Raw genomic sequence first — 24512 nt, forward strand, 5'->3', positions numbered from 1 at the left:
AAAAAAGGCTTCATTTCTGTGAAGCCTTTTTTGTTTGAAGATTACTGTTTCAGATAATTCACCATCAAAGCGCCAGCTTTTTCGGATGCGCCTTTGGTGCCAAGTAGATTTCTGATTTCTTCGTAGCCTTTCAATTGTTCTTCTCTACTTTCTTTATCAATTGTGATTTTTGTCAATTCTGTTTGAAGATTTTCTTTCGTCAAATCATATTGGAGTAATTCAGTAACCACTTTTCTACCTGCAATCAAATTCACTAAAGAAACAAAAGGTACTCTAATCACTCTTTTATAAACTTGATAAGCCGCCCAACCTCCTCGATAACAAACTACTTGTGGCACATTAAACAATGCTGTTTCTAAGGTTGCAGTGCCAGAAGTAACCAAAGCGGCATCAGCTACAGATAGTAAATTATAAGCATCATCCACAACAATTTTCACTGGGAAGATAGATTGCCAACGGGCATATAATTCCTTGGGCAAATTAGATACTGCCGCAATCACAAACTGATATTCAGGGAATTGATATACTTGTGTTAGCATCATCGCCAACATTCCTTCTATTTCTTGTTTTCTACTTCCTGGCAATAAGGCAATGATTGGTTTTTGTCCTAATCTTGCTTCTTTTCTAAAATCTTTGGCTGGTGTAAAATCTGCAATGGCATCAAATAACGGATTGCCAACATAATCTACTTCATAATCATACTTTTTAAAAAAGTCTTTTTCAAAAGGAAAGATGACGAATAATTTATCGACATACTTTTTCAAATTCAAGGCTCTTGATTGATTCCAAGCCCACACTTTTGGAGAAATATAATAGAATGTTTTGATGCCTTTGAGCTTCGCAAATTTGGCAACTCGCATGTTAAATCCTGCATAATCAATCAGAATCACAACATCGGGTTGAAATTGCAAAATATCTTTTTTGCAAAAAGAAAGAAATCCTAAAATGGTTGGAAGATTTTTTACGACCTCGAAGAAGCCCATAAAGGCAAGGTCTCTATAATGTTTTACGATTTCTGCACCAGCATGTTGCATCATATCGCCACCCCAAGCACGGATTTCTGCAGATTCATCGTGCTTTCGAATACCTTTAATCAAATTCGAGCCGTGTAAATCTCCCGAACGTTCACCAGCAATGATATAATATTTCATTTGATTTTGGATTTCGGATTTTGGACTTCGGAACTTTTCCCAAAATACATCGAATTTCGTATTTCCGAAATCCAAAATCAATAGTATCATTACTCTTCACCGAAGTACTCTACAAAATTCTTTTGTGTTTCGTATAATTGAAGACTATGCAATTTAGCTGTAGCCGAAGCTTCTAATACTTTTGGTGCTAATATTTTCCAGATTTCCATCACAAAAATTTCACAACTTGCCATTTTACCTTGCATAAAATCTACATCAAGATTCAGGTTTTTATGATCTACTTTTTCAATGACTTCTTGTTTGATAATATCGCCTAATACTTTTAAATCAATCACAAAACCAGTATCTGGGTCTGGTTTACCTTTTACTGTAACAATTAATTCAAAATTATGACCATGCCAATTAACATTAGCACAAGGTCCGAAAACTTCACGATTTTTCTCCTCAGACCAACTCAAATTATACAATCTGTGCGCAGCATTAAAATGCTCTTTACGACTTACATAAACCATTGTTTTCAGTGTTTACAAGTGAAGGTATTATTGGGAAAACAGTAGCAATAAGTACCTATAAATATGAATAGGATGCAAAATTACGATGAATTTATTCTCAAAAAAATTAAATCAAAGAATATGCGCTTTTCATGAATAAATTCAATCTTCGTCAATAAGCATTTTTACTTAGCGATTTTGAACAAAATCAGTAAAGAACTTAATTATAAAAGTAAAAAACTCACACAAATCTTGGAAAGATTATATTTTTTCCAAAATCAGTGTATAGTTTAAATGGAAACTTAATTTTAATTTTGATAGTTTTTTAAAATTACCTAACACGTATAAATACAATTTTAATAATTGCTACTCTATGATTATTGTTACGGGTGCCGCAGGATTTATTGGAAGTTGCTTGATTCAGCGTTTGAATCAAGATAATTTCAATTATATCATCGCCGTTGATGATTTTTCTGACGAACAGAAAAATAAAAATCTTGATGGTAAAAAAATTCAGGAAAGAGTTGATAGAGAACACTTTTTTGAGTGGCTAGACGCAAATTATCAGGAAGTTGAGTTTTGTTTTCACATCGGTGCGAGAACAGATACTACTGAATTCAATATTGATATTTTCAATAAATTGAATTTGAATTACTCAAAGAAAATCTGGAAGAAGTGTCACGATTACCAAATTCCATTAGTGTATGCTTCGTCGGCTGCTACTTATGGGTTGGGTGAATTTGGCTATGATGATAACGAGTCTTTAATTCCACAATTAAAGCCTTTGAATCCTTATGGCGAATCTAAAAATGATTTTGACATTTGGGCATTGAAACAAGAAGAGCAACCTTTCTTTTGGGCTGGCTTAAAATTCTTCAATGTGTATGGACCAAACGAATTTCATAAAGGTAGAATGGCATCTGTGATTTGGCATACTGTTAACCAAATCAAAAATACTGGTGAGATGAAGCTTTTCCGCTCGCACAATGATGACTACAAAGACGGTGAACAAATGCGTGATTTTATTTACGTGAAAGATGTAGTGGAAGTATGTATTTATTTAATGCACCATCGTCGCAATTCTGGTATTTATAATCTTGGTTCAGGTACAGCCCGCACTTTCTTGGATTTAGTGAAAAATACTTTCAAAGCATTGGATGTTCCAGAAAACATTTCATTTATCGATACTCCTGAAGATATCAGAGATAAATACCAATACTTTACAGAAGCAAATATGTCGAAACTACAATCAATAGGATATGATAAAAACTTTACAACATTAGAAGAAGGCGTGAACGACTATGTACAAAACTATTTAGTCGCTGAGAAATATTATTAGTAGCTATCAGCTTTGAGTTTTGAGCAATGAGCAAACATAAACAAAAAGACCAGATTGAAATTTCAATCTGGTCTTTTTGTTTATTAACCAATAATTCGTGGTAGTGGCAACCCTTGCGGTTGCCACGCATGAAAAGGCAACCGCAAGGGTTGCCGCTACTTTAGGTTAATTCGTACTTATTAACTCACAATTCACAACTATTACTCACGAAGGATATTCTATCTTTTCTCCCGTCTGTTTAAAACCCTTTTCTTCAAATAATTTCTTCCAGCCTTCTGTGATAAAACCGATACCATAACCAATTAATTGCACAAATACTGCCACAATACTCAGCAAGCCTACTTCAATACTTTTATTTTTTATCGTTGAATCTAGGAAGTTCAGTAAAACATAAATACCTAACAGTACAATTCCCAGATTGAAGAATGGCGTAAAAATGAAGTACCAAATCGGAATCGAGAAGCACCCCAGCGTAAAAATCATTGGAAAAGTATGTACTAGTTTTAACTCTTTGGGAAAATAACGGCTAATATTAATTCTTGCTTTGCCAAAAAATCTCAACTGACGATAAAACTGTACAAAACTGGTTCTGCGTTTATGATAAATAAAGGCTTCTGGAATTAAGCCCGATTTAAAACCTAAAGAAATAGCCCTAATACTAAATTCTATGTCCTCTCCCATTCTGGTAATGATAAAACCTTTAGTTTTTTCATAGACTGCTCTGGAAAGTCCCATATTAAAACTTCTTGGATGGAATGTCCCTCCTAAATTCTTTTTACTTCCTCTGATTCCGCCTGTAGTAAATACCGAAGTCATAGAGTAACTAATGGCTTTTTGGATGGGCGTAAAATTAGGATGGTCACGGTCGGGACCACCATATAGGTCTAAAAATTCAGTATTTAGCTGTTGCTCAACAATCGCCAAATAATCATTTTCTATCAAAGCATCAGAATCTAAAATGATAAAGTACTCTCCGGTCGCTTTGCTAAAACCTGTATTTCGGGCAAAGCCTTGTCCTGTGTTTTGTTGATAATAATAATGAATGTCTAAGCTATCTTTAAAAGAATTTACTACCTCCTCACATTTGTTGACAGAACCATCTTCAATAATTACTACCTCAAAAAAAGAGTAAGTCTGCCTTACAAGACATTGAAGTAATTCCTCCACTTCGTCGGGACGATTATAAACAGGAATGATAATAGAATATTTGCGCATCAAGGGATTTTAAATTTGTTGGCAAATTACAAGCTTTTTTAGAGAAATGAAGGGTTAAATTAATAGTTGTGAATTGTGAGTGATGAACTGTGAATTTAAAATTTTGATTTACAATATTTTACGCCCCTAAATGACGCCTTTTATTTAACAGATGTTGTCTATAATAGATTAATTAGGTTAAATTCAAAATAGATTAAACATTTTTCTATTAGACGGTGAATTAATTCACCGTCTAATAGAAATGTAGGGAAATAGACTTAAAATTAAAAAAATAACCTGTTTTCACTTTTAGACACCAACCTCAAGGCTTCCCTTCCCTCACTTCTTTTTCTTTCACAGTCATCTCCCAATCGCCAAAACTACCATACAAAACAAAAGAACCAAATCTGAATTTATCAACTAGCTCTGTGCCTTCTGAGACAGAATCAAAAAACTCTTTATCTACAGGCAACTCAAATTCTACAGCGTTCACAGCATCTTTAATATGCTTCTTGATACTTAATGAAAAATGTGATTGCTTTAAACGTATCTTCAAAATATACTTGGGTGCATTCGCCACGCCATTTGCCTTCAAGGCTTTTAACTCAGCAATTAGTGCTTCGTTTTCTTGTCTCAATGTTTTTACTTCGGCATTATTTCCGCAAGAACTTACTAATAATGCACCAAAGAGTAATAGATAAATAGGATTTTTCATAATATTAGATGAAATGGTTGATAAGGTTTTTTCTTTTTTATGATATTTTTCTTTTCATGAAATATAAACAATAACTGATTGATAATCTATCAATATCAGGAAAGTATATAATCTTTTTGAGATTATGGCTAGTCTTCAATACTTCAATCGTAATTTGCAGAAAAAATCCTTACGAATGAAATATAAAATGCTGGTGTTGGATATGGACGACACCCTTCTTAACGACGACCATCAGATTTCTGAGAAGAATAAAGAGATGATTTTGAATGCCCAAGAAAAGGGCGTTTATGTAGTACTTGCTTCTGGAAGACCTACTCCTGCCATGACGCATTATGCCAAAGATTTATCCCTGCATAGCTTTGGTTCTTATATTGTTGCCTACAACGGTGGTGAGATTGTAGATATGACCAACGAAGAAGTACTCTTTGAACAAAGTATTAGTACTGAACATCTCCATGAATTATATGATTTTAGTGTAGCACACAATGTACATATTTTAGCCTATCTCGACGGTGCTATCATTACTGAATCGGAATCAAAATATATTGACCTTGAAGCCTATCTGACTGGTATGCCTTTACGAAAGGTTGAAAGCTTTAAAGAGGCAATTAATAAGCCTTCCATTAAGTGTATCATGTTAGAAGAACCTGACTATTTGGCAACAGTGAGTGATAAACTAAAAGCGCATATCGACCATAAAAGTATTACAACCTCTAAGCCTTTTTTCTTGGAAGTAATGCAAAAAGGTATTGATAAAGCCGCAAGTTTAGCGAGATTAGCCGAAAGACTCAACATTCATCCTGCTGAAATTATTGCCGTAGGAAATGCCAATAATGACTTAACCATGATAGAATATGCTGGCTTAGGTGTTTGGGTGGACAATGTAACACCAGAAATTCGCCATAAAGCAGATGTAATTGTAGCTTCTAATAATAATGATGGAGTAGCAGAAGTGATTGAACGCTATATTTTGAATTAGATTTACAAAATCATTAAAACTTAATCATTAGCGAGGCACATAATTACCTCGCTAATGATTAATGATATTTCCTTTCTTTTTCCCTCCTCCCCTATTTTCTTTACAAAATCCCCCTCCACAATTCCCTCCATTTACCGTTTAATAAAAATTGGTGTAGATATTTTGTCTTTTATTTGACCTGAATTAGATAAATATTTAGATTTACTCAGCTTTAATATACTGATAATCAAGCATAATAGTACTACATTTTTCTTTACTTGATTTTCCTGATATTAAGCAATACGCTATCTGATAAACCATTTAACTTTCTCCTAAAATGTACTTTCAATTTCAGTTAAGAGGTATCAAAGCCTTAAAAATTAGCGATAATAGTTTTAATCCTTTCGATAGAGATATTGAAGTATTTCAAACTTGGCAGATACATGCTACTCAGAGTTTAGTGCCTTCTAATGAACCTCCTGTTTATATGACTCGTAGTGGTTTTAGTACTACTGGAGGATATGAGAATGGTGTTAGATTCAGAAAAGGTGATTCCCGACAAAACCTTTTTGACCCTACTATTTCTTTTTCTTTACCCAAAATGGCTACTGACGATGCTCCAATGCAATTTCAGATTGACTTTCATTTTTGGGAGTCTGATAATGCAAAAAGTACTAAGAAAGTAAGGGCTTTGTATTCTAATGATTTGCTAAAACATCTAATCAAAACTTGGGAGGATGCTTCTGAGGATAGTGATAAGGCTTTACAAGATGTATTAGGCTTCTTCTCTGATGAAAACAAGATGATTAAAGCTATTACTAATACGATGTCCTATACTTCTATCGGTAACGCTCCGTGGGTAAGGGTTGCGGAGGAATTGTATCCCTTAGTTCAAAAAATTGGGAAGCTAATTGCTGCCAATTCTACTGATTATATTGCTCAACAAACCTATTGGCTAGAGATTAGGAATAATAATGGTGTTTACGAATGGCGATTTTTTAGCAATGACCTTGATAAAATTGTTTTTGATTGGCAAATCGCCAATGGGAAGTTGGTACTTCCATCTCAGATTATAGGAGATGCTAATAATAATATTGAATTAGAAGTTAGCTTCCAAGGGGTAATTCACGACTAAGTACTTAGAAACAAATGAGTTATTAATTTAAAAATTCATCATCTGTATTTACAAGTAATGTGATATGTCTAAAATTCGAATTTTATATATGTACAAATTCAGACATAGACCTAAAATTTGAATTTTATATATGCACGATTTCAGACACATACCTAAAATTTGAATTTCATGTATGTACGATTTCAGACATAGACCTAAAAATTGAATTTCATATATGTACGATTTCAGACATAGACCTAAAAATTAAATTTCATGTATGTACGATTTCAGACATAGACCTAAAATTTGAATTTCATATATGTACGATTTCAAACATAGACCTAAAATTTGAATTTCATATATGTACGATTTCAAACATAGACCTAAAATTTGAATTTCATATATGTACGATTTCAGACACATACCTAAAAATTGAATTTCATATATGTACGATTTCAGACATAGACCTAAAAATTGAATTTTATGTATGGACGATTTCAGACATAGACCTAAAAATTGAATTTCATGTATGGACGATTTCAGACATAGACCTAAAAATTGAATTTCATGTATGGACGATTTCAGACATAGACCTAAAATAAAAAATTATATATAGTCGCCTTAAAAAATAGACTACAAAAAAGATTAAAGACAATTCTATAGTAATAAACAATAATTAAATAAATCAATAACACTTTAAATTTTATTTGCCAATGCTACAACCTTTAAAAATTTTCGAAAACTTTTTTGGAGACAGAAAGATTACTTCTCCTCGTCTCTATGAATTTACAATTGATGTTATTGCTAAACTGCAAGCAGCTAATGTCAACAATCAATTTAATGACTTTATTAATGCTTTGAGTCCTGCCGCAAATGCACTTGGTGATGAAGTTGGTGTCATTAAAACAGCCCTAGCTTTGCAGAAGGGTAAAACATTAGGTTTGAACGAAGTCATTAAAAACTTCAAGACCTATATGAGTTTAAATCATGGTGTAATTGCCAGAGCGGTAGGTTGTACAAATACTGCTGCCTATCAAGCATTTTATCCGCAAGGTATTAGTGAATATTCTACGGCAACCCAAACAAAATTACCAGCCTTATTAATCCAAATAAGTAATGCCGCAGATTTGTATGCTAATCAAATTGGTGACGAAATCAGGAATGAATTAAAAGCATTTAATAGTCAGTTTCATGATACCCGTAATGCACAATTATTACAAAAGGGAACAGTAGGTGAAAGTCGTGTAGAACGTTCAAGCAATAGGAAAGTACTTGAATTAGAGCTATTAAAAACAATTCATAGCATAGCACTGATGTTTCCGGCAGATGTAGAAAAATGTACCTCCTTATTTAATTTTAATTTACTAGAAGCTCCTAAAAAAGGGAAGAAAGTAAACCCAGATATGGCTAAACCTTAAAATAGCAATAAGCTTACCATTATTACTCAAAACTAAAAATGCTAATGAAAATTTTAAATCATTTACTTTTTGCCGATGATGGCAAACAAGTGAGCTACCGTGCTACACCCAACAAGGGTAGCAAATACACGCCCACTTACTTAGTAATGCACTATACGGCTGCTACAAAAGCGGCGGGGTCTATTGCATGGTTTTTGAAGCCAGAAGCAAAAGCTTCGGCACATTTGGTGATTGACAGAGATGGCACCATCACACAGTTTGCCCCATTTAATATTGTTACGTGGCATGCAGGTGTTAGTCAGTGGAATGGTTTGAACGGATTAAATAGCTATTCGATTGGGATTGAGTTAGTAAATGGCGGAAGATTGGCAAGACAAGGAGGCAAATGGGTATGTCCTGTAGATAAAACTACTGTACCAGAAGATGATGTGATTATTGCTAAACATAAAAACGAAAATACAGAAGCGGCTTGGCATGAATATTCAGAAAAACAATTAGCCGTAGCAATAGATGTGGCTACTTTGTTAGTGAAGACTTATGCTTTGAAAGATGTAATAGGACATGAAGACATTGCCCCTTTCCGCAAAAGTGACCCAGGCCCTGCTTTTCCGATGGGTAGCTTTAAGTCAAAAGCAATGGGTAGAAAAGATGAAACGCTTGACCTCTACAAAACCAGTACCGAAGTAAATATCAGAAAAGGTGCAGGTACACAATTTGAGACCGTAACCAAAATGTTACCAGCCAATACCAAAGTAACTGTGTTAAAGCGTGAAGGTAATTGGAGCTTTGTAGAAGTATTAGACACCGTGCATGGGCTAAACGATATAGAAGGTTGGATTAGCTCTAAGTATCTAGTGAAGTAATTGAATTATTACATAATAGAATAGCCTCAAAAATCTTGGTTTTTGAGGCTATTCTATTTTACTACACACACCAATCATTCACTAAAACCATTCATCATTTTTTTAGGATATTAGGCTTATAACGTGGAGGTTATTGTTCAACTTTATGGTATTATTGTAATATCATTTTAATATCAAAAAATCACTTCTATGAAAACTGAAAAACACATTAATCCAATCAATGGATATCTTGCTATTATTGCTTTACTATTAAGTATTGCCTTCTTATTTTTTGGCATTATTGAAAACCATCCTTTCGATGCTATTCTTGCTGCAGTACTGATTTGTTTAATTTTAAAAGGCTTTATCATTATTAGTCCTAATAGCGCAAAAGTACTTTTGCTCTTTGGTGAATATAAAGGGACTATCAAACAAAACGGTTTGTTCTGGATAAATCCTTTCTTTAGCCGTACAAGTCTATCAATGAAAGCACGCAATTTTGAAAGCGACAAAGTAAAGGTGAATGATAAGATGGGAAACCCGATACTAATCAGTGTAATCTTAGTATGGCGTGTAGAAGATACATTTAAGGCTATTTTTGAAGTTGACAATTATACTGGTTTTATCAAGATTCAGACAGATTCGGCAGTAAGAAAACTTGCAGGTTCTTTTCCTTATGATCATTTTGAAGATGAGAAAGCAACAATTACATTGAGTACCAATTTTGATGACATTAATGCTGCCCTAGAAAATGAAGTAAGCGAAAGATTAGAAATTGCTGGTATCAAAGTAATCGAGTCTAGAATTGCTTATTTGGCTTATGCACCAGAAATTGCACACTCAATGCTTAGAAGACAACAAGCCTCTGCCGTAGTAGCAGCACGCCACAAAATTGTGGAAGGAGCTGTAGGAATGGTAGAAAGTGCTTTAGCTTTACTAAGTTCAAAGAATATCATCACTTTTGATGATGATAAAAAAGCTACAATGGTAAGCAACTTAATGGTTGTACTAAGTGGTGATAGTGAAACAAAGCCTGTGATTAATACTGGCACTTTAAATCAATAAGTTATGGCTGAAAAGAAATCTTTTGCCTTACGCATAGATGCTGACATGATGAAAGCCATTGAAAAATGGGCAGCAGATGAATTCAGAAGTGTAAATGGGCAAATTGAATGGATGCTGAACAAAAGCCTAAAAGATGCCAAAAGGCTTAAAAGCAAAGATAATCCGACAAAATAAGATTGTTTAGCTTCCTTGTGATGAGATTATCTCATCACAAGGAAGCTATTGTTATAAATAGCGAAGCCATTTATTTTCTTTGTGTGCCATTTTATAATCTCCGTACCATTTACAAAGTGGAAATAATACGATGACTATCAATAACCAGATAAGGTAAATCATGGGTAATTCTACGCCTGAAATTCCTTTAGGTCTGCCAAAAGCAAATGGACCAAAGTCCATTTCTTCCCAAGTAAAGCCCTGCAAAAACATTACAATAATCATTGTAATGTGTACTAAATACCAATGAATTAAGTAATAAAACAAAGGTACTTTCCCATAGACAGTAATGATTTGGACAAACTTGTTTTTCAAGCTATCTACACTTGCTAAAACTAACATCATCACACCTAAAGTCACCAAAGTATAAAATAATGAAGGTGGATACTTACTAAGATTAATGAATGACAAAAACGTAAATACAGCATCTTTCTGAACCGACCATTTTGCTCCATCTCCATAAATATCTATCCATCTCAATGCAGTAAAGAGTACTAGCATTGAAATCCCTATCTGAAATAATAATTTTCTTCTTTTTTCAGCTGAAAGTTCAAAGATTAATCCACTTGCATAACCTAACAACATAATTCCTAACCAAGGAATAATTGGATAAGATATTAAGAAAGCAAAATTGGGAGTAACCTGAAAAAGATTAGAGGCAAAAAGGTATGAGGTAATGAATTTCAAAACAGGGTTCTCGATAGCAAAAGGCAGTTGTATCACTAAATCATGCCCTAAGACAATAATTAAGCCGATAATACCAATGTTTTTGGGCGATAGTCTTAATAAAGCGGCGAGTATGATAAAACTAAAGCCAATTGCACCAATCACTTGCGACATAATGATACTAAAATGAATATTGAACCAAATACCAAAATTAACAATGGTATATTCCAAAAGAATCAACCATAATCCTCGACTTAATAAGAACTTTTGATTCGCCTTAACATCTAATTGTTTTTTAAAAGACAAGTACGCAGAAGTACCTGATAAAAAAACAAAAGTTGGCGCACAAAAATGTGTGATGAAACGAGTAAAAAACAAAAAAGGAGTGGTAGTAACTAAATTGGTAGGGTCATCGGATAATGAAGAGATGTGCATTAAATCTCTTACATGGTCTATCGCCATAATAATCATTACCAAACCTCTTACAAAGTCTATTGAATGTATTCTTTTGTCCATAGCAAATTTTGTTTAGGCTTCAATTTATCAAATTTTTAATTAAAAAAATATTATTGAATGTGGAATAATTTCCTCACATTTTCCCAGAAAAATTAAAATACGCTATCAAGTAAAGCATGGAATAATTTTTTGAGGAATCATTACAGATTATTCTTAAACAAAAATATAATATGAAAAATACCCTAATTATCTTATCTGCTTTCTTCATCATGGTTTCTTGTAACCAAAATTCTAAAACAGAAGTAGAGCAAGCCAAACAAATGGCGATTGATTCAATGAAAAACCAAGCAGCTTTAGAAGCTAAACAAATGGTGATTGACTCAATGAAACTAGAAGCGCAAAAACAAGCAAGTATTGATTCCTTGAATGCACTTAATGTAACTGCGAATAATAGAAGCACTCCAAGCAAAGTGTCAGCAGGCGGAAGTACAAGTACTAGCAATAATACAGTAGCCTCTGCTCCTACGGTAGCCAAAAAGAAAAAAATGAGCGGAGCCGTAAAAGGTGCTTTGATTGGTGGCGGTGTTGGTGCAGTATCGGGTGCAATTATTTCAAGAAACAACAAACCATTGAAAGGTGCATTAATTGGTGGTGTTATCGGTGCTGGCGTTGGTGCAGGAACAGGTGCAATTATTGATGCTCAAAATAAAAAGAGCAACTAGCATACTTTCAAATTCAGCATAAAGCCCCAAAATTTTTTCATTGCTTGAAAAAGTTTTGGGGCTTTAGGTTATACCAATATTCTTGTATTCGACTTAACTTTGGCAAAAAGTTAAAAATATGAACACAGCACTCATTAAAACAGCTATCAATAAAATTCTCAAAGAAGGTGGTGATAGTAATTATTTTGTCATTGATATTACAAAAGACTATTATATACAAGCAGCAAGCTCTAAAGGAGCTGAAGATGTATTTTGTGAAGCAGTTTCTAATCAGTATTTATCGAAAGAAAGTAAGCTAACTGATGAACAATTGGCGAAGTTGAAACAAATTGGTTGGAACACTCCTACCGAAAGTAATGTTAATTTTTTCACAGAACGTCCCGCTAATAACAATATAGCTATAGAAGCCCTTGCAAACTTTATTGCGACTACTGTTTCTGCTGTTTATTCTTCAAAAACACTCAGTAAAGAGTCCTTTCAATTCCATTTGGAGTAATTTGATTTCTTAGAAAAATCAAATTACCATTATTTTGGATTAAATCACCCAACTAAGCATTTCTTCTATCGCCTCAGCCCAACATAAGCAATATCCTAAGTATTTTATCTTATATTATCTTATTAATTCCTTAACCTCCGAGTCAAAATATTAGCTTAGTTTTGCACTAAAATTCAAGCCCTCAAAAACATTTCTTTGAATATTCAATCTACCCTTCATTCTTAAATAAAACAAATCCAAGATATATTAACACTTTACAAAGCGGTTTATTGCAAAAAAGTACCAGCTAATAAATTCTTGTACTTTTTAGGGCTTTTAAGTCAAAAATTCAACGATTCAATATTGCATTTAAAAAAAAAATATAGAACTTAGCAAAAAATCAAAGGACAAGAAGTTATTGTTAATCATATAAGTTTGAGTATAAACTGTTGATTTTTACTCATTTCCGACAACATAATTTATTTAATATTTCATTGTTGATGAAATATATGAGTAACACATGACAACTTTTGTCTTTAACATAACTGCCACTTAAATTTAATTTTTAAAACAGGTAAGCAAGTATTTCGATTTGACTACCGCCCATTAACACACACAAAAAATTATGACAAGTTTACTTAACAATCCACTGTTATTGTCGGTTTTGGCAATAATAGCTTTGCAGGCATTCTTTCTTTTATTCTATTCTTTAAGAAAGACAAATGTCAACAAATGCCCTAGCTGTGGAAACCTCCACTGTGACAGGGTAAAAAGACCTTTTCACATAAAATTATTTCTATCTTACTTTTCTGACCTGAAATACTACAAATGTCCAAGTTGTAACGCAAACTTCTTTATCGTTCAAACAAAGGATAATAGTGTAGATCAAAATTCTAAAACTTTAAAAGTTTAATTTTCATCATTAATCTTTTAAGTTAAAGACTCACATTCGAATAATTTTTATTCGAATGTGAGTCTTTTTTATTAAAGCCCAAATTAAAATTCAAGTCTAATTTTTTAAAAATCAATTTATTACATTTGTATGATAATTTTCTTTTTAAAAGAATTTGTTGTATTAAATAAATTGTGTTACATTTACACAATTTATTACTCTTAATTATGCTTCAAAAATACACACATGATACTCGGATTCTGTTAGCCATCGACTGCATTATTTTTGGTTTTGATGGTGAAGAATTGAAATTACTCTTAATTAAACGAAACTTTGAGCCTGAAAAAGGTAAATGGTCATTGATGGGAGGATTTTTAAATGAAACTGAGGATCTAGAGGAAGGAGCCAAAAGAGTATTGAATGAATTAACAGGTCTTGAAAATGTGTATATGGAGCAGCTTCAAGCCTTCGGGGAAATCACTCGTGACCCTGTAGAGCGTACTGTTTCAGTTTGTTTTTTTGCTTTGATTAATATTCATGCCCATGATTCTGAGTTATCACGTTCGATGAATGGATATTGGTTTAATTTTAAAGATAAACCTGATTTAATTTTTGACCACAATAAAATGGTCAATATGGCGCTTTCTCAGTTACGCTATAAAGCTGCCCTACACCCACTTGGTTTTGAATTATTGCCAGAGAAATTCACGATTCCACAACTGCAAAAATTGTATGAAGCAATTTATGATATGCACTTGGATCGTAGAAATTTTAGCAGAAAAATTATTTCAACAGGATTATTAATTGATACTGGTGAGAAAAATGAAAATTCTGCAACAAAAAAGGCAATGCTCTATCAACTTGACGCTGAAAAATACAAAAATAATTTCAACGATTTCCACAACTTTATTTCTGACTTTAAATGGTAAAATACCATGAAAATTAATCTCACATTTCGGTTATTTTCTATTTTTTATCAAAAAAACTAAAATCAATCTTATTACAATTAATTGTGTCATGATGACACGAAAAATTATTTAACCAATGAAAAACCAATACGTCATCGGTGTTGATTATGGAACAGATTCTGTTCGCTCAGTACTCATTGATACTTCAAACGGCAAAGAAATCAGCCAATCTGTTTTTTATTATCCAAGATGGAAAGCTGGAAAATATTGTGTTCCTGCCAAAAATCAATTCCGTCAACATCCTTTAGATTATCTTGAAGGTTTGGAAGGTACAATTAAAGATTGTTTAGCGAAAGCTCCCGAAGTAAATCCTGCTTCTGTGAAAGGAATTTCAGTTGACACCACAGGTTCAACACCAGTGGCTGTTGATAAAACAGGTAAACCATTAGCATTAACAGCAGGTTTTGAGGAAAATCCAAATGCAATGTTTGTACTTTGGAAAGACCATACTTCTGTAAATGAAGCGGCAGAAATCAATAAGGTTTCACGTACTTGGGGTGGCGTTGATTATACGCAATTTGAAGGAGGAATTTACTCATCAGAATGGTTTTGGGCAAAAATTTTACACATCACTCGTGAAGATGAAAGTATTGCTAACGGGGCTTATTCGTGGATGGAACATTGCGACTGGATTCCTTCGGTTTTAATTGGAAGCAACGATGTTGATGCAGTAAAAAGAAGTAGATGTGCGGCTGGTCATAAAGCGATGTGGCATGAGTCGTGGGGAGGTTTACCTTCAGAAGAATATTTAGGAAAATTTGATAGTCGTTTGGCAGCATTGCGTTCACGACTATTTGAAGATACTTATACAGCCGATGTTTCAATGGGCAATTTATGTCAAGCTTGGGCTGATAAATTAGGATTAACTACTGATACTATCATTTCTGTAGGAACTTTTGATGCACACGCTGGTGCAGTAGGTGTTGAAATTGAATCTGCTACTTTGGTAAAAGTAATGGGTACTTCTACTTGCGACATGATGGTTGCTCCTTTTGATGAAATTGGCGATAAGCTCGTTCGTGGTATTTGTGGACAGGTTGATGGCTCAATTATTCCGGGTATGTTAGGTTTAGAAGCTGGTCAATCTGCTTTTGGAGATTTATTGGCTTGGTTCAAAAATCTAACAATGTGGTCGGTACAAAACGCTGATATTGCTCCAGAAATTAAACAACAAATTGAAGATTCTATCATTGTAAGTCTTTCAAAAGCGGCGGCGGCGATACCAATTTCTGAAAAGAACGTTGTTGCGTTAGACTGGGTAAATGGTAGAAGAACACCAGATGCAAACCAAGCCTTGAAAGGTGCTATTATGGGTTTAGGAATGGGTTCAGATGCTCCTGCTATTTTCCGTGCGATGGTTGAAGCAATCTGTTTTGGTTCAAAAGCGATTGTTGACCGTTTCAAAAATGAAGGTGTTGACATTAAGCAAATTGTAGGTATGGGTGGAGTAGCTAAGAAATCAGATTTTGTGATGCAAACACTTTCTGATGTATTAGATATGCCTGTTAAAATCGCTACTTCTGAACAAGCTCCTGCGTTGGGTGCTGCTATGTATGCGGCAGTTGCCGCTGGAATTTATCCAGATGTAAATATTGCTGTTTCGGCGATGGGTAACGGTTTTGATAAAACGTACTTCCCTATTTCAGAAAACGTTGAGCTGTATGCAAAGCTTTACGAAAAATATGAGGCTTTAGGTGCATTTGTTGAATCACAGACTTTGTAAGATTAAAGAGACAAGAAGCAAGAAACAAGACTTTAGGAATTTGGAGTTTGCCATCAATCTTGTTTCTGTTCTCTTGCTTCTTGTCTCTCTCAATAACAATTCATAATTACTATTTCATATTTAACAATATGTATCAAGATATTAAACAAGCCTGTTTTGAGGCTAATATGCAACTTCCTAAATTAGGTTTAGTTGTTTTTACTTTTGGAAATGTAAGTGTGGTTGATAGAGAAAAAGGTGTTTTTGCTATTAAACCAAGTGGCGTTCCTTATGAGTCTTTGCAGGCTGACCAAATCGTAATTTGCGATTTTGATGCTAAAGTGGTTGAAGGGACTTTCCGCCCTTCTTCTGATACCAAAACGCATGCTGTATTGTATAAACATTGGACAGAAATCGGTTCAATCGTTCATACTCATTCTACTTATGCTACTTCATTTGCTCAGGCACAAATGGATATTCCAATTTTAGGAACTACTCATGCTGATCACTTGACAGTTGATGTTCCTTGCGCTCCGCCGATGAGTGATGAAATGATTAAAGGAGATTACGAATATGAAACGGGCTTCCAAATCATGAATCATTTCGAGAAAAAAGGTTTCTCTTACAAAGAAGTAGAAATGGTACTTTTGGGAAATCACGCTCCGTTTACTTGGGGAAAAAATGCTGAAAAAGCCGTCTATAATGCTGGTGTTTTAGAAGCTGTGGCACAAATGGCTTATTTGACTTGCACGTTAAACCCAAGAGTAAACCGCTTGAAAGATACGCTTATCGAAAAACATTATGAGCGTAAACATGGCAAAAGTGCATATTACGGTCAAGGATGTTAGTGAGTGATGAGTTTTGAGTGCGGAATGTGGAGTTCAATTTAACTCTTAGAATATGCTTACATTTACAACTCACCATTCACTAACTCATAACTCACTCATTCACAATTATATATTATTCCAATTAAATCCTCAAAACTCAATGAAAAAACAACTATTGGCAATGGCATTTGTAGGGCTTTCTTTCGTAGGAAATGCTCAAAATACAGCAACATTGCAAGCTGATTCAGGAAAAGTAACCATTAACAAACACATTTACGGACATTTTGCCGAACACTTAGGCACTTGTATTTATGGTGGTTTTTACGTGGGTGAAAACAACACTAAAATTCCTAATAAAGACGGTGTAAGATTAGACATTGTTGATGCCCTTAAAAAATTAAAAATCCCTAACCTACGTTGGCCAGGTGGTTGCTTTGCGGATACTTATCACTGGAAAGATGGTATCGGACCAAAAGCTCAACGCCCAGCGATGGTTAATACTTGGTGGGGTGGCGTTACTGAAGATAATTCTTTTGGAACACACGATTTCTTAAATATGTGCGAGCTATTAGGTACTGAACCATATATTTCTGGCAATGTTGGTAGCGGAACTGTACAAGAATTGAAAGACTGGACTCAGTATATCAATTTGGGTGCTGGAACAAGTCCAATGTCAAAATTACGTGAGCAAAATGGTCGTGAAAAACCTTGGAATGTTGCAATCTGGGGTGTTGGTAACGAAGCTTGGGGTTGTGGTGGAAATATGACTGCTGATTATTATGCTAACATCTATCGTCAGTATGCTACTTTCATGGCTGGAGCAGATAAAAAAGGACTTTTCAGAGTTGCTTCTGGTGCAAGTGATGCAGATTATAAATGGACAGAAACATTGATGAAAAATATTCCTCATCAAATGCTTGAAGGTGTAGCTATTCACCATTATTCAGTGTTAAGCTGGGGCGAAGGTAAAAAAACTTCTGCTACGGAATATACTGATAAAGAGTATTTCAAAACAATGCAACAAGCTTTGTTGATGGATGAATTGGTAACAAAACATTCAGAAGTAATGGATAAGTACGACCCGAAAAAGAAAGTTGCTTTAGTAGTTGACGAATGGGGCGGTTGGTATAATGTAGAAAACGGTACAAATCCGGGTTTCTTATTTCAACAAAATACCATGAGAGATGCCATGATTGCTGGAGCTACTTTGAATATTTTCAATAACCACGCTGATCGTGTTAGAATGGCTAATTTGGCACAAGTAGTGAATGTTTTACAAGCAGTAATTCTTACAAAAGAAGAAAAAATGTTGCTCACTCCTACTTATCACGTCATGGAAATGTACAATGTTCACCAAGATGCTACGCTACTTCCAATCAAAGTAAAAACGAATACTTTTGAATTTGAAGGAGAAAAATTACCTGCAGTTTCAGTTTCGGCTTCAAAAGATGCTAAAGGTTTAACACATATTTCTTTAACAAATGTTGACCCGAAAAATCCTCAAGAAATCACGATTGATTTAAAAGGTGCTAAATATGTTTCAGTTGCAGGAAGAATTTTAACTGCTGAAAAATTAAGAGACTACAATTCTTTTGAAAATCCTAATAAAATTCAACCAAAAGCATTTTCTGGAGCAACTATTTCTGGTAATCAGTTGAAAGTAAAATTACCTGCTTTCTCAGTAGCAGTATTAGAATTAAAATAAATTTCAAAACAGCATTCTTGCGTTCACCAATTTTATATTTATTAAAATGATTGATTTAAAACAAAACGAAGTTTGGTTCATCACAGGTAGCCAACATCTTTACGGAGAGGAAACACTTAAACAAGTAGATGACCACTCTAAAATTATTGCAGACGCTTTAAACAAGTCTTCAAAAATTCCAGTAACTGTTGTATTTAAACCAGTTTTAAAAACGCCAGAGGAAATCTACAATATGGCTATCCAAGCAAATTCTGATGCAAAATGTATCGGTTTGATTTGCTGGATGCACACTTTCTCGCCATCAAAAATGTGGATTAATGGCTTGAAAATCTTACGTAAACCACTTTGTCATTTACATACTCAGTTCAATGCTGAAATTCCTTATGCAGATATTGACATGGATTTCATGAACTTGAACCAATCTGCTCATGGCGACCGTGAATTCGGTTTCATTGGTGCAAGAATGGGTATTGCTCGTAAAGTAGTGGTTGGTCACTGGCAAGATGAGGAGGTTCACGAAAGAATCAATGTTTGGAGTAGAGTGGCTTCTGGTTGGAACGATTTACAAGGTGCTAAATTTGCTCGTTTTGGCGATAATATGCGTTTTGTTGCCGTTACAGAAGGCGATAAAGTAGAAGCTGAAATCAAATTTGGTTATTCAGTAAATACTCATCCAGTAGGCGATTTAGTCGGCATCATCAATGCTATTTCAGATGCTGATATTAACGCTATGATTGAGCAATACGAAGCACAATATACTTTGATGGATTCATTGAAAGTAAATGGTAGCCAAAGAAGTAGCTTAGTTGAAATTGCTAGAATTGAAGCTGGTTTGCGTTCTTTCTTAACACAAGGAAATTTCAAAGGTTATACAAACACTTTTGAAGATTTGCACGGAATGGTTCAATTACCAGGTATTGCTTCTCAACGTTTGATGGCGGACGGCTACGGTTACGGTGGCGAAGGCGACTGGAAAACTTCTGTATTGGTACGTACATCTAAAGTAATGGCAGCTGGTTTGGCAGGTGGAACTTCGTTTATGGAAGATTATACTTACCACTTCTCGCCAAACAATAACCAAGTATTAGGTTCACACATGTTGGAAATCTGTCCTACTATTGCTTCAGGAAAACCAACTTGCGAAATCCATCCATTAGGTATTGGTGGCAAAGCAGACCCAGTTCGTTTGGTATTCAACTCTCCTGCTGGTCCAGCTTTAAATGCTTCAATGGTTGATATGGGCGGACGTTTCCGTTTAATTGTTAACGAAGTAGAAGCCATTGAACCTGCTGCTGAATTACCAAAATTACCTGTTGCTCGTGTTTTATGGAAAACTAAACCTGATTTGAAAACCGCAGCACAAATGTGGATTTTGGCAGGTGGTGCACACCATACTGTTTATTCACAAGCACTTACACAAGAATTCTATGCAGATTTCGCTGAAATTGCTGGCATCGAATACGTATTGATTAATGATAAAACAGATTTATACCAATTCAAAAATGAATTGCGTTGGAATTCAATGTTTTATAGAAGATAAATAAAATTGGGTTTTTGTATTGGTACCTCTCATTGAGAGGTATCAATCTTTCTTCTTGATTTGAAGTAACAAGCTATGAGCTACGAGCCGTGAGCTTTTAGCTTTTTAAGTGAACATTTTAAGTATAAGTTATAAAGCTAAAAACTCAAAGCTCATTGCTCACAGCTTTTAGCTCAAAACTAACTTTCAACCTTTAACAATAGACAAATGAAATTTTTTATCGATACTGCAAACCTTGCAGAAATTAAAGAAGCATACGATTTAGGCGTTTTAGATGGCGTAACTACCAATCCATCTTTAATGGCTAAAGAAAATATTAGCGGACAAGAAAACGTAATCAACCATTACAAAGCAATTTGTGATATTGTTGATGGCGATATTTCTGCCGAAGTTATTGCAACAGACTATGAGGGAATGATTACTGAAGGACTTGCTTTAGCAGCACTTCACCCGAATATCGTTGTGAAAATTCCAATGATTAAAGATGGTATTAAGGCTATCAAATATTTTTCAAGCATCGGTATTAAAACCAACTGTACATTAATCTTCTCGGCTGGACAAGCATTATTAGCTGCCAAAGCTGGTGCTACTTATGTTTCTCCATTCGTAGGTCGTTTGGATGATATTTCAATGGACGGTATGAAATTAATCGAACAAATCCGTTTGATTTTTGATAATTACGGCTTTGAAACTGAAATTTTAGCGGCATCAGTGCGTAATCCAATTCATATCTTGAAATGTGCTGAAATAGGTTCGGATGTTATTACTGCACCACTTTCAGCAATTTTAGCCTTACTGAATCATCCATTGACAGACAGCGGTTTAGCGAAATTCTTAGCTGACCATAAAAAATCTGCGGGTTTATAAGAGTGAGGAGTGCTGAGTTTTGAATGAGGAGTAAAAAATATTGTCCTCACTCCTAATTCAGCATTTTTCAAAAGCGTCATTAATATTTAGCAATTGATGACGTTTTTGAATACATTATGAAACAATGAGCATGATGTTTTTAAATGATACTTTATAAGTTTGCGAACAACATGGTTACCCATAACAGTCTTATGTATTATTTACCATACTTTTAAACAAAATCACTCAAAAACAATATTTAACAATGAAAAAACAAGTAAAAACAGCTGCTGTTTTGTTTTTATTAGCTTGTGTTAGTATGACATCTTGCAATACCTCAAAAAAAGAAAACAACAATAATATGATTGAAAAAGTAAGCTTTGGTAAATTACCTGACGGACAAGAAACAGAACTTTATACCTTGAAAAATGCTTCAGGTATGGAAGTAAAAATTTCAAACTTTGGTGGAACAGTTGTTTCATGGACAGCCCCAAACAACAAAGGAGTATATGAAGATGTAATTCTTGGTTGTGATTCAGTATCAGGTTATTTAAAAGGCGTTCCATATTTCGGTGCTTTAATCGGTAGGTATGGCAACAGAATTGCCAACGGAAAATTCACGCTTGAAGGCAAAGAATATTCTTTAGCTCAAAACAATGGCGTAAATGCTTTGCATGGTGGCTTAAAAGGTTTTGATAAAGTACTTTGGACAGCTACGCCAATTGAAGGTGAAGAGCCAGGTTTAAAATTAACCTATACTGCTAAAGACGGCGAAGAAGGTTATCCTGGAAACTTATCTGTTGAAGTAGTTTATACTTTACAAAAAGATAATTCTTTGAAAATCGACTACAAAGCAACGACTGATAAAACAACGGTTGTTAACTTAACAAACCATACTTACTTCAATTTGAATGGTAATTTAGATAGCGACATTCTTGAGCACGAAGTAACATTAAATGCTGATAAATTCTTACCAGTAGATAAAACTTTGATTCCTACAGGAGAATTAAAACCTGTAGCAGGAAATGTATTCGATTTCTTGAAATCTAAAAAAATCAGTGCTGGTATTAACGATACTACTGATACGCAAATCAAAGCTGGAGGCGGTTATGACCACTGTTGGGTATTGACAGATTCAACTAAAACGTTGAAATCTGCGGCAACAGTTTATGAACCAAAAAGTGGTAGAGTATTAGAGGTATTAACAACAGAGCCAGCGATTCAATTCTATACAGGAAACTTCTTGGATGGAACAATCAAAGGCAAAAACGGAATTATTTATAAACACCGTTCTGGTTTATGTTTAGAAACTCAGCACTATCCTGATTCTCCAAATCAATCAGCTTTCCCAAGTACGGTATTAAAACCAAACGAAACGTATCAAACTACTACAGTTTATAAGTTTTCTGTAAAATAAGATAATAGTCAACTGATATTTATCTCCAATAATTAAAAATCCCCAAAGCTGAAATCTTATTCAACTTTGGGGATTTTTGTTGACTACTGACCAATATCACTTTACTACAGCATTTTACCAATTAACTATCGCCTTTACACCAATCACTACGACACTTTACCAATTAACTACCACCTTTACACCAATCACTACGACACTTTACCAATTAACTATCACCTTTACACCAATCACTACGACACTTTACCAATTAACTACCACCTTTACACCAATCACTACAGCACTTTACCAATTAACTATCACCTTTACACCAATCACTACGGCACTTTACCAATTAACTATCACCTTTACACCAATCACTACAGCACTTTACCAATTAACTATCACCTTTACACCAATCACTACGGCACTTTACCAATTAACTATCACCTTTACACCAATCACTACGGCACTTTACCAATTAACTATCGCCTTTATACCAACCACTACGGCATTTTACCAGTTAACTATCACCTTTACACCAATCACTACGGCACTTTACCAATTAACTATCGGCTTCGGACTAATCACTACTATCTTTATTCACGCTGCAACTGTTTATGCACAAATTACTATTATCTATGTTCAAATTGATATTGAAAGTTTTCAATTGACAAAACATGTAGCAACCTCACCCCCAACCCCTCTCCTTCAGAGAGGGGAGCTTTCGACCCTAAAGTTTGCTCCCCTTCTCTACAGGAGAAGGGGCTGGGGGATGAGGTTTTCTTTAAACACATTAAACTACTTATAAAATTAAGGCATAAAAAAGCCCCTTCTTTCTCTGTATTGAAGGGGCTTGCCAATAAAGTTAAACAAAACGTTTAAAAGAAATTCCTTTTATTTTATTGTACTCCAAACTATTAATACCAAAAGCTATTTTAATATAAGTTTTCACATCCATCGCAATATCTACTAAACCTGTTTTCTCGCCGTATAATACTTGATGTCTTTTGCCCCTTGCCAAATCCAAGGCAACATGACTATTAATTACACTTGTGTTTGCCTGTTTTAATTGATTAATATATTGTGTAAGATTAACCACTTTTAGCTCCTCCTCATTAGGATTATACTCAGGATGATTAGCCACTACAGCCACCAAAGCACCAAAATGTTCAATCAAATAATTAAAACTTGTCTGAGAAGAAGAATTTGTTTTAGGTACTGTAGCCACACCATCAATCATTATTGGTTCAGGTTTTTCAGAGGCTCTTTTTCCATGAATCTTACGTTTAAAAGATTTTGCCCCTTCCAATACCGCATCATCTACCCCAGAAATCGACAAAGTATTAAACACTTGGTTAGTTAAAGGACGAACATTACTAAAAAGTTTTTTTCGGTTCTCTAAAGCTATATCATATACAGCAATGAGTGCCATAATTTCAGCCATTACCGTTTGTGCTTCGCTCAATAAAGTTTGTAATTGTGGAGATTTGAGGGCATCTCTGGAGGGATTATAAGTAGCGCCCAAATTGGAACAATAAGTAATAAGATTTTCGAAATTTGCGATGTTTGCAGCGTTGCCACCGTCTTGTAGATTTGCCATGAGCATATTTGTTTAAGGTTGATAAAACAATGGATAAAAGGTAATTACTCAATAATAAAGTAATTAATATATGTTGAACCAATTATAGTGGTGTATCAGCTAAAATATTATCAACTGATTGTTAGATAGTTAAATTTAAAAAATAAACAATTACAAAAACAAAATAAAACTCAACATTTTTCCAGAAACTTATTTTACGGTAACATTTATCTTTATT

General features: G+C 34.3%; 23 protein-coding genes. 17 read left to right on the top strand and 6 right to left on the bottom strand.

Going from position 1 to position 24512, the window contains the following annotated elements:
- Window positions 1-41 precede the first annotated feature (41 nt).
- On the bottom strand, window positions 42-1151 hold the full coding sequence (gene lpxB, locus VB798_RS18875; RefSeq protein ID WP_323261196.1) for a lipid-A-disaccharide synthase: 1110 nt from the start codon (window positions 1149-1151) through the stop codon (window positions 42-44).
- A gap of 89 nt (window positions 1152-1240) precedes the next feature.
- Window positions 1241-1663 (bottom strand): 6-pyruvoyl trahydropterin synthase family protein, encoded by a 423-nt coding sequence (locus VB798_RS18880; RefSeq protein ID WP_323261197.1) that lies wholly within the window; start codon window positions 1661-1663, stop codon window positions 1241-1243.
- Between the two features lie 352 nt (window positions 1664-2015).
- Here VB798_RS18880 and rfaD point away from each other — a divergent pair, with 352 nt between their 5' ends.
- Entirely contained in the window at window positions 2016-2981 is a 966-nt protein-coding gene (gene rfaD / locus VB798_RS18885; protein ID WP_323261199.1) for an ADP-glyceromanno-heptose 6-epimerase, read from the top strand.
- Between the two features lie 204 nt (window positions 2982-3185).
- Here the strand turns inward: rfaD and VB798_RS18890 are convergent, their stop codons facing one another.
- Window positions 3186-4196 (bottom strand): glycosyltransferase, encoded by a 1011-nt coding sequence (locus tag VB798_RS18890; protein ID WP_323261201.1) that lies wholly within the window; start codon window positions 4194-4196, stop codon window positions 3186-3188.
- A 301-nt stretch (window positions 4197-4497) separates the two neighbouring features.
- Complete coding sequence (locus VB798_RS18895; protein WP_323261203.1) at window positions 4498-4890, bottom strand: hypothetical protein; 393 nt, start codon at window positions 4888-4890, stop codon at window positions 4498-4500.
- Window positions 4891-5065: 175 nt separating this feature from the next.
- Between VB798_RS18895 and VB798_RS18900 the strand changes: the two genes are divergently transcribed.
- The 6 genes from VB798_RS18900 to VB798_RS18925 all read left to right on the top strand — a co-directional run bounded on the left by VB798_RS18900 (window position 5066) and on the right by VB798_RS18925 (window position 10461).
- The gene (locus VB798_RS18900) at window positions 5066-5869 is read left to right on the top strand and encodes a Cof-type HAD-IIB family hydrolase (RefSeq protein ID WP_323261205.1); all 804 of its coding nucleotides are present in this window, start codon (window positions 5066-5068) and stop codon (window positions 5867-5869) included.
- Between the two features lie 316 nt (window positions 5870-6185).
- Window positions 6186-6983 carry a hypothetical protein gene (locus VB798_RS18905; protein ID WP_323261207.1) on the top strand — a complete coding sequence of 266 codons (798 nt, stop codon included), beginning with the start codon at window positions 6186-6188 and terminating at the stop codon, window positions 6981-6983.
- Between the two features lie 692 nt (window positions 6984-7675).
- Window positions 7676-8380, top strand: a complete 705-nt coding sequence (locus VB798_RS18910) for a hypothetical protein (protein ID WP_323261209.1) — start codon at window positions 7676-7678, stop codon at window positions 8378-8380.
- Between the two features lie 44 nt (window positions 8381-8424).
- Window positions 8425-9243 (top strand): N-acetylmuramoyl-L-alanine amidase, encoded by an 819-nt coding sequence (locus VB798_RS18915; protein WP_323261211.1) that lies wholly within the window; start codon window positions 8425-8427, stop codon window positions 9241-9243.
- A 189-nt stretch (window positions 9244-9432) separates the two neighbouring features.
- Window positions 9433-10287, top strand: coding sequence for an SPFH domain-containing protein (locus tag VB798_RS18920; RefSeq protein WP_323261213.1), 855 nt, complete (start codon window positions 9433-9435; stop codon window positions 10285-10287).
- Window positions 10288-10290: 3 nt separating this feature from the next.
- Window positions 10291-10461, top strand: a complete 171-nt coding sequence (locus tag VB798_RS18925; RefSeq protein WP_184137473.1) for an Arc family DNA binding domain-containing protein — start codon at window positions 10291-10293, stop codon at window positions 10459-10461.
- Window positions 10462-10512: 51 nt separating this feature from the next.
- Here VB798_RS18925 and VB798_RS18930 read toward each other — a convergent pair whose 3' ends face one another.
- Entirely contained in the window at window positions 10513-11682 is a 1170-nt protein-coding gene (locus tag VB798_RS18930; protein ID WP_323261216.1) for a DUF1624 domain-containing protein, read from the bottom strand.
- A gap of 170 nt (window positions 11683-11852) precedes the next feature.
- On the opposite strand from VB798_RS18930, the gene VB798_RS18935 reads away from it, so the two are divergent.
- From VB798_RS18935 to VB798_RS18980, 10 genes are all read left to right on the top strand, one after another.
- A complete protein-coding gene (locus VB798_RS18935) occupies window positions 11853-12344 on the top strand; it encodes a YMGG-like glycine zipper-containing protein (RefSeq protein WP_323261218.1) in 492 nt (163 codons plus the stop codon).
- Between the two features lie 118 nt (window positions 12345-12462).
- Window positions 12463-12840, top strand: a complete 378-nt coding sequence (locus VB798_RS18940) for a TY-Chap domain-containing protein (RefSeq protein WP_323261219.1) — start codon at window positions 12463-12465, stop codon at window positions 12838-12840.
- A gap of 1098 nt (window positions 12841-13938) precedes the next feature.
- Window positions 13939-14640, top strand: a complete 702-nt coding sequence (locus VB798_RS18945; protein ID WP_323261221.1) for an NUDIX hydrolase — start codon at window positions 13939-13941, stop codon at window positions 14638-14640.
- Between the two features lie 115 nt (window positions 14641-14755).
- Window positions 14756-16402, top strand: coding sequence for a ribulokinase (locus VB798_RS18950; RefSeq protein ID WP_323261223.1), 1647 nt, complete (start codon window positions 14756-14758; stop codon window positions 16400-16402).
- A 128-nt stretch (window positions 16403-16530) separates the two neighbouring features.
- Window positions 16531-17229, top strand: coding sequence for an L-ribulose-5-phosphate 4-epimerase (locus VB798_RS18955; RefSeq protein WP_323261224.1), 699 nt, complete (start codon window positions 16531-16533; stop codon window positions 17227-17229).
- A gap of 139 nt (window positions 17230-17368) precedes the next feature.
- On the top strand, window positions 17369-18913 hold the full coding sequence (locus tag VB798_RS18960; RefSeq protein ID WP_323261226.1) for an alpha-N-arabinofuranosidase: 1545 nt from the start codon (window positions 17369-17371) through the stop codon (window positions 18911-18913).
- A gap of 46 nt (window positions 18914-18959) precedes the next feature.
- Window positions 18960-20453 (top strand): L-arabinose isomerase, encoded by a 1494-nt coding sequence (araA, locus tag VB798_RS18965; RefSeq protein ID WP_323261228.1) that lies wholly within the window; start codon window positions 18960-18962, stop codon window positions 20451-20453.
- 207 nt (window positions 20454-20660) lie between these two features.
- Window positions 20661-21320, top strand: coding sequence for a fructose-6-phosphate aldolase (fsa, locus tag VB798_RS18970; protein WP_323261230.1), 660 nt, complete (start codon window positions 20661-20663; stop codon window positions 21318-21320).
- Window positions 21321-21564: 244 nt separating this feature from the next.
- The gene (locus VB798_RS18975) at window positions 21565-22716 is read left to right on the top strand and encodes an aldose epimerase family protein (RefSeq protein WP_323261232.1); all 1152 of its coding nucleotides are present in this window, start codon (window positions 21565-21567) and stop codon (window positions 22714-22716) included.
- A 76-nt stretch (window positions 22717-22792) separates the two neighbouring features.
- A complete protein-coding gene (locus VB798_RS18980) occupies window positions 22793-23503 on the top strand; it encodes a hypothetical protein (protein WP_323261234.1) in 711 nt (236 codons plus the stop codon).
- Window positions 23504-23560: 57 nt separating this feature from the next.
- Here VB798_RS18980 and VB798_RS18985 read toward each other — a convergent pair whose 3' ends face one another.
- Window positions 23561-24295 carry a hypothetical protein gene (locus VB798_RS18985; RefSeq protein ID WP_323261236.1) on the bottom strand — a complete coding sequence of 245 codons (735 nt, stop codon included), beginning with the start codon at window positions 24293-24295 and terminating at the stop codon, window positions 23561-23563.
- Between the last annotated feature and the right edge of the window lie 217 nt (window positions 24296-24512).

Origin of the sequence: Arcicella lustrica, assembly GCF_034930985.1 — a bacterium.
Lineage (GTDB): Bacteria > Bacteroidota > Bacteroidia > Cytophagales > Spirosomataceae > Arcicella > Arcicella lustrica.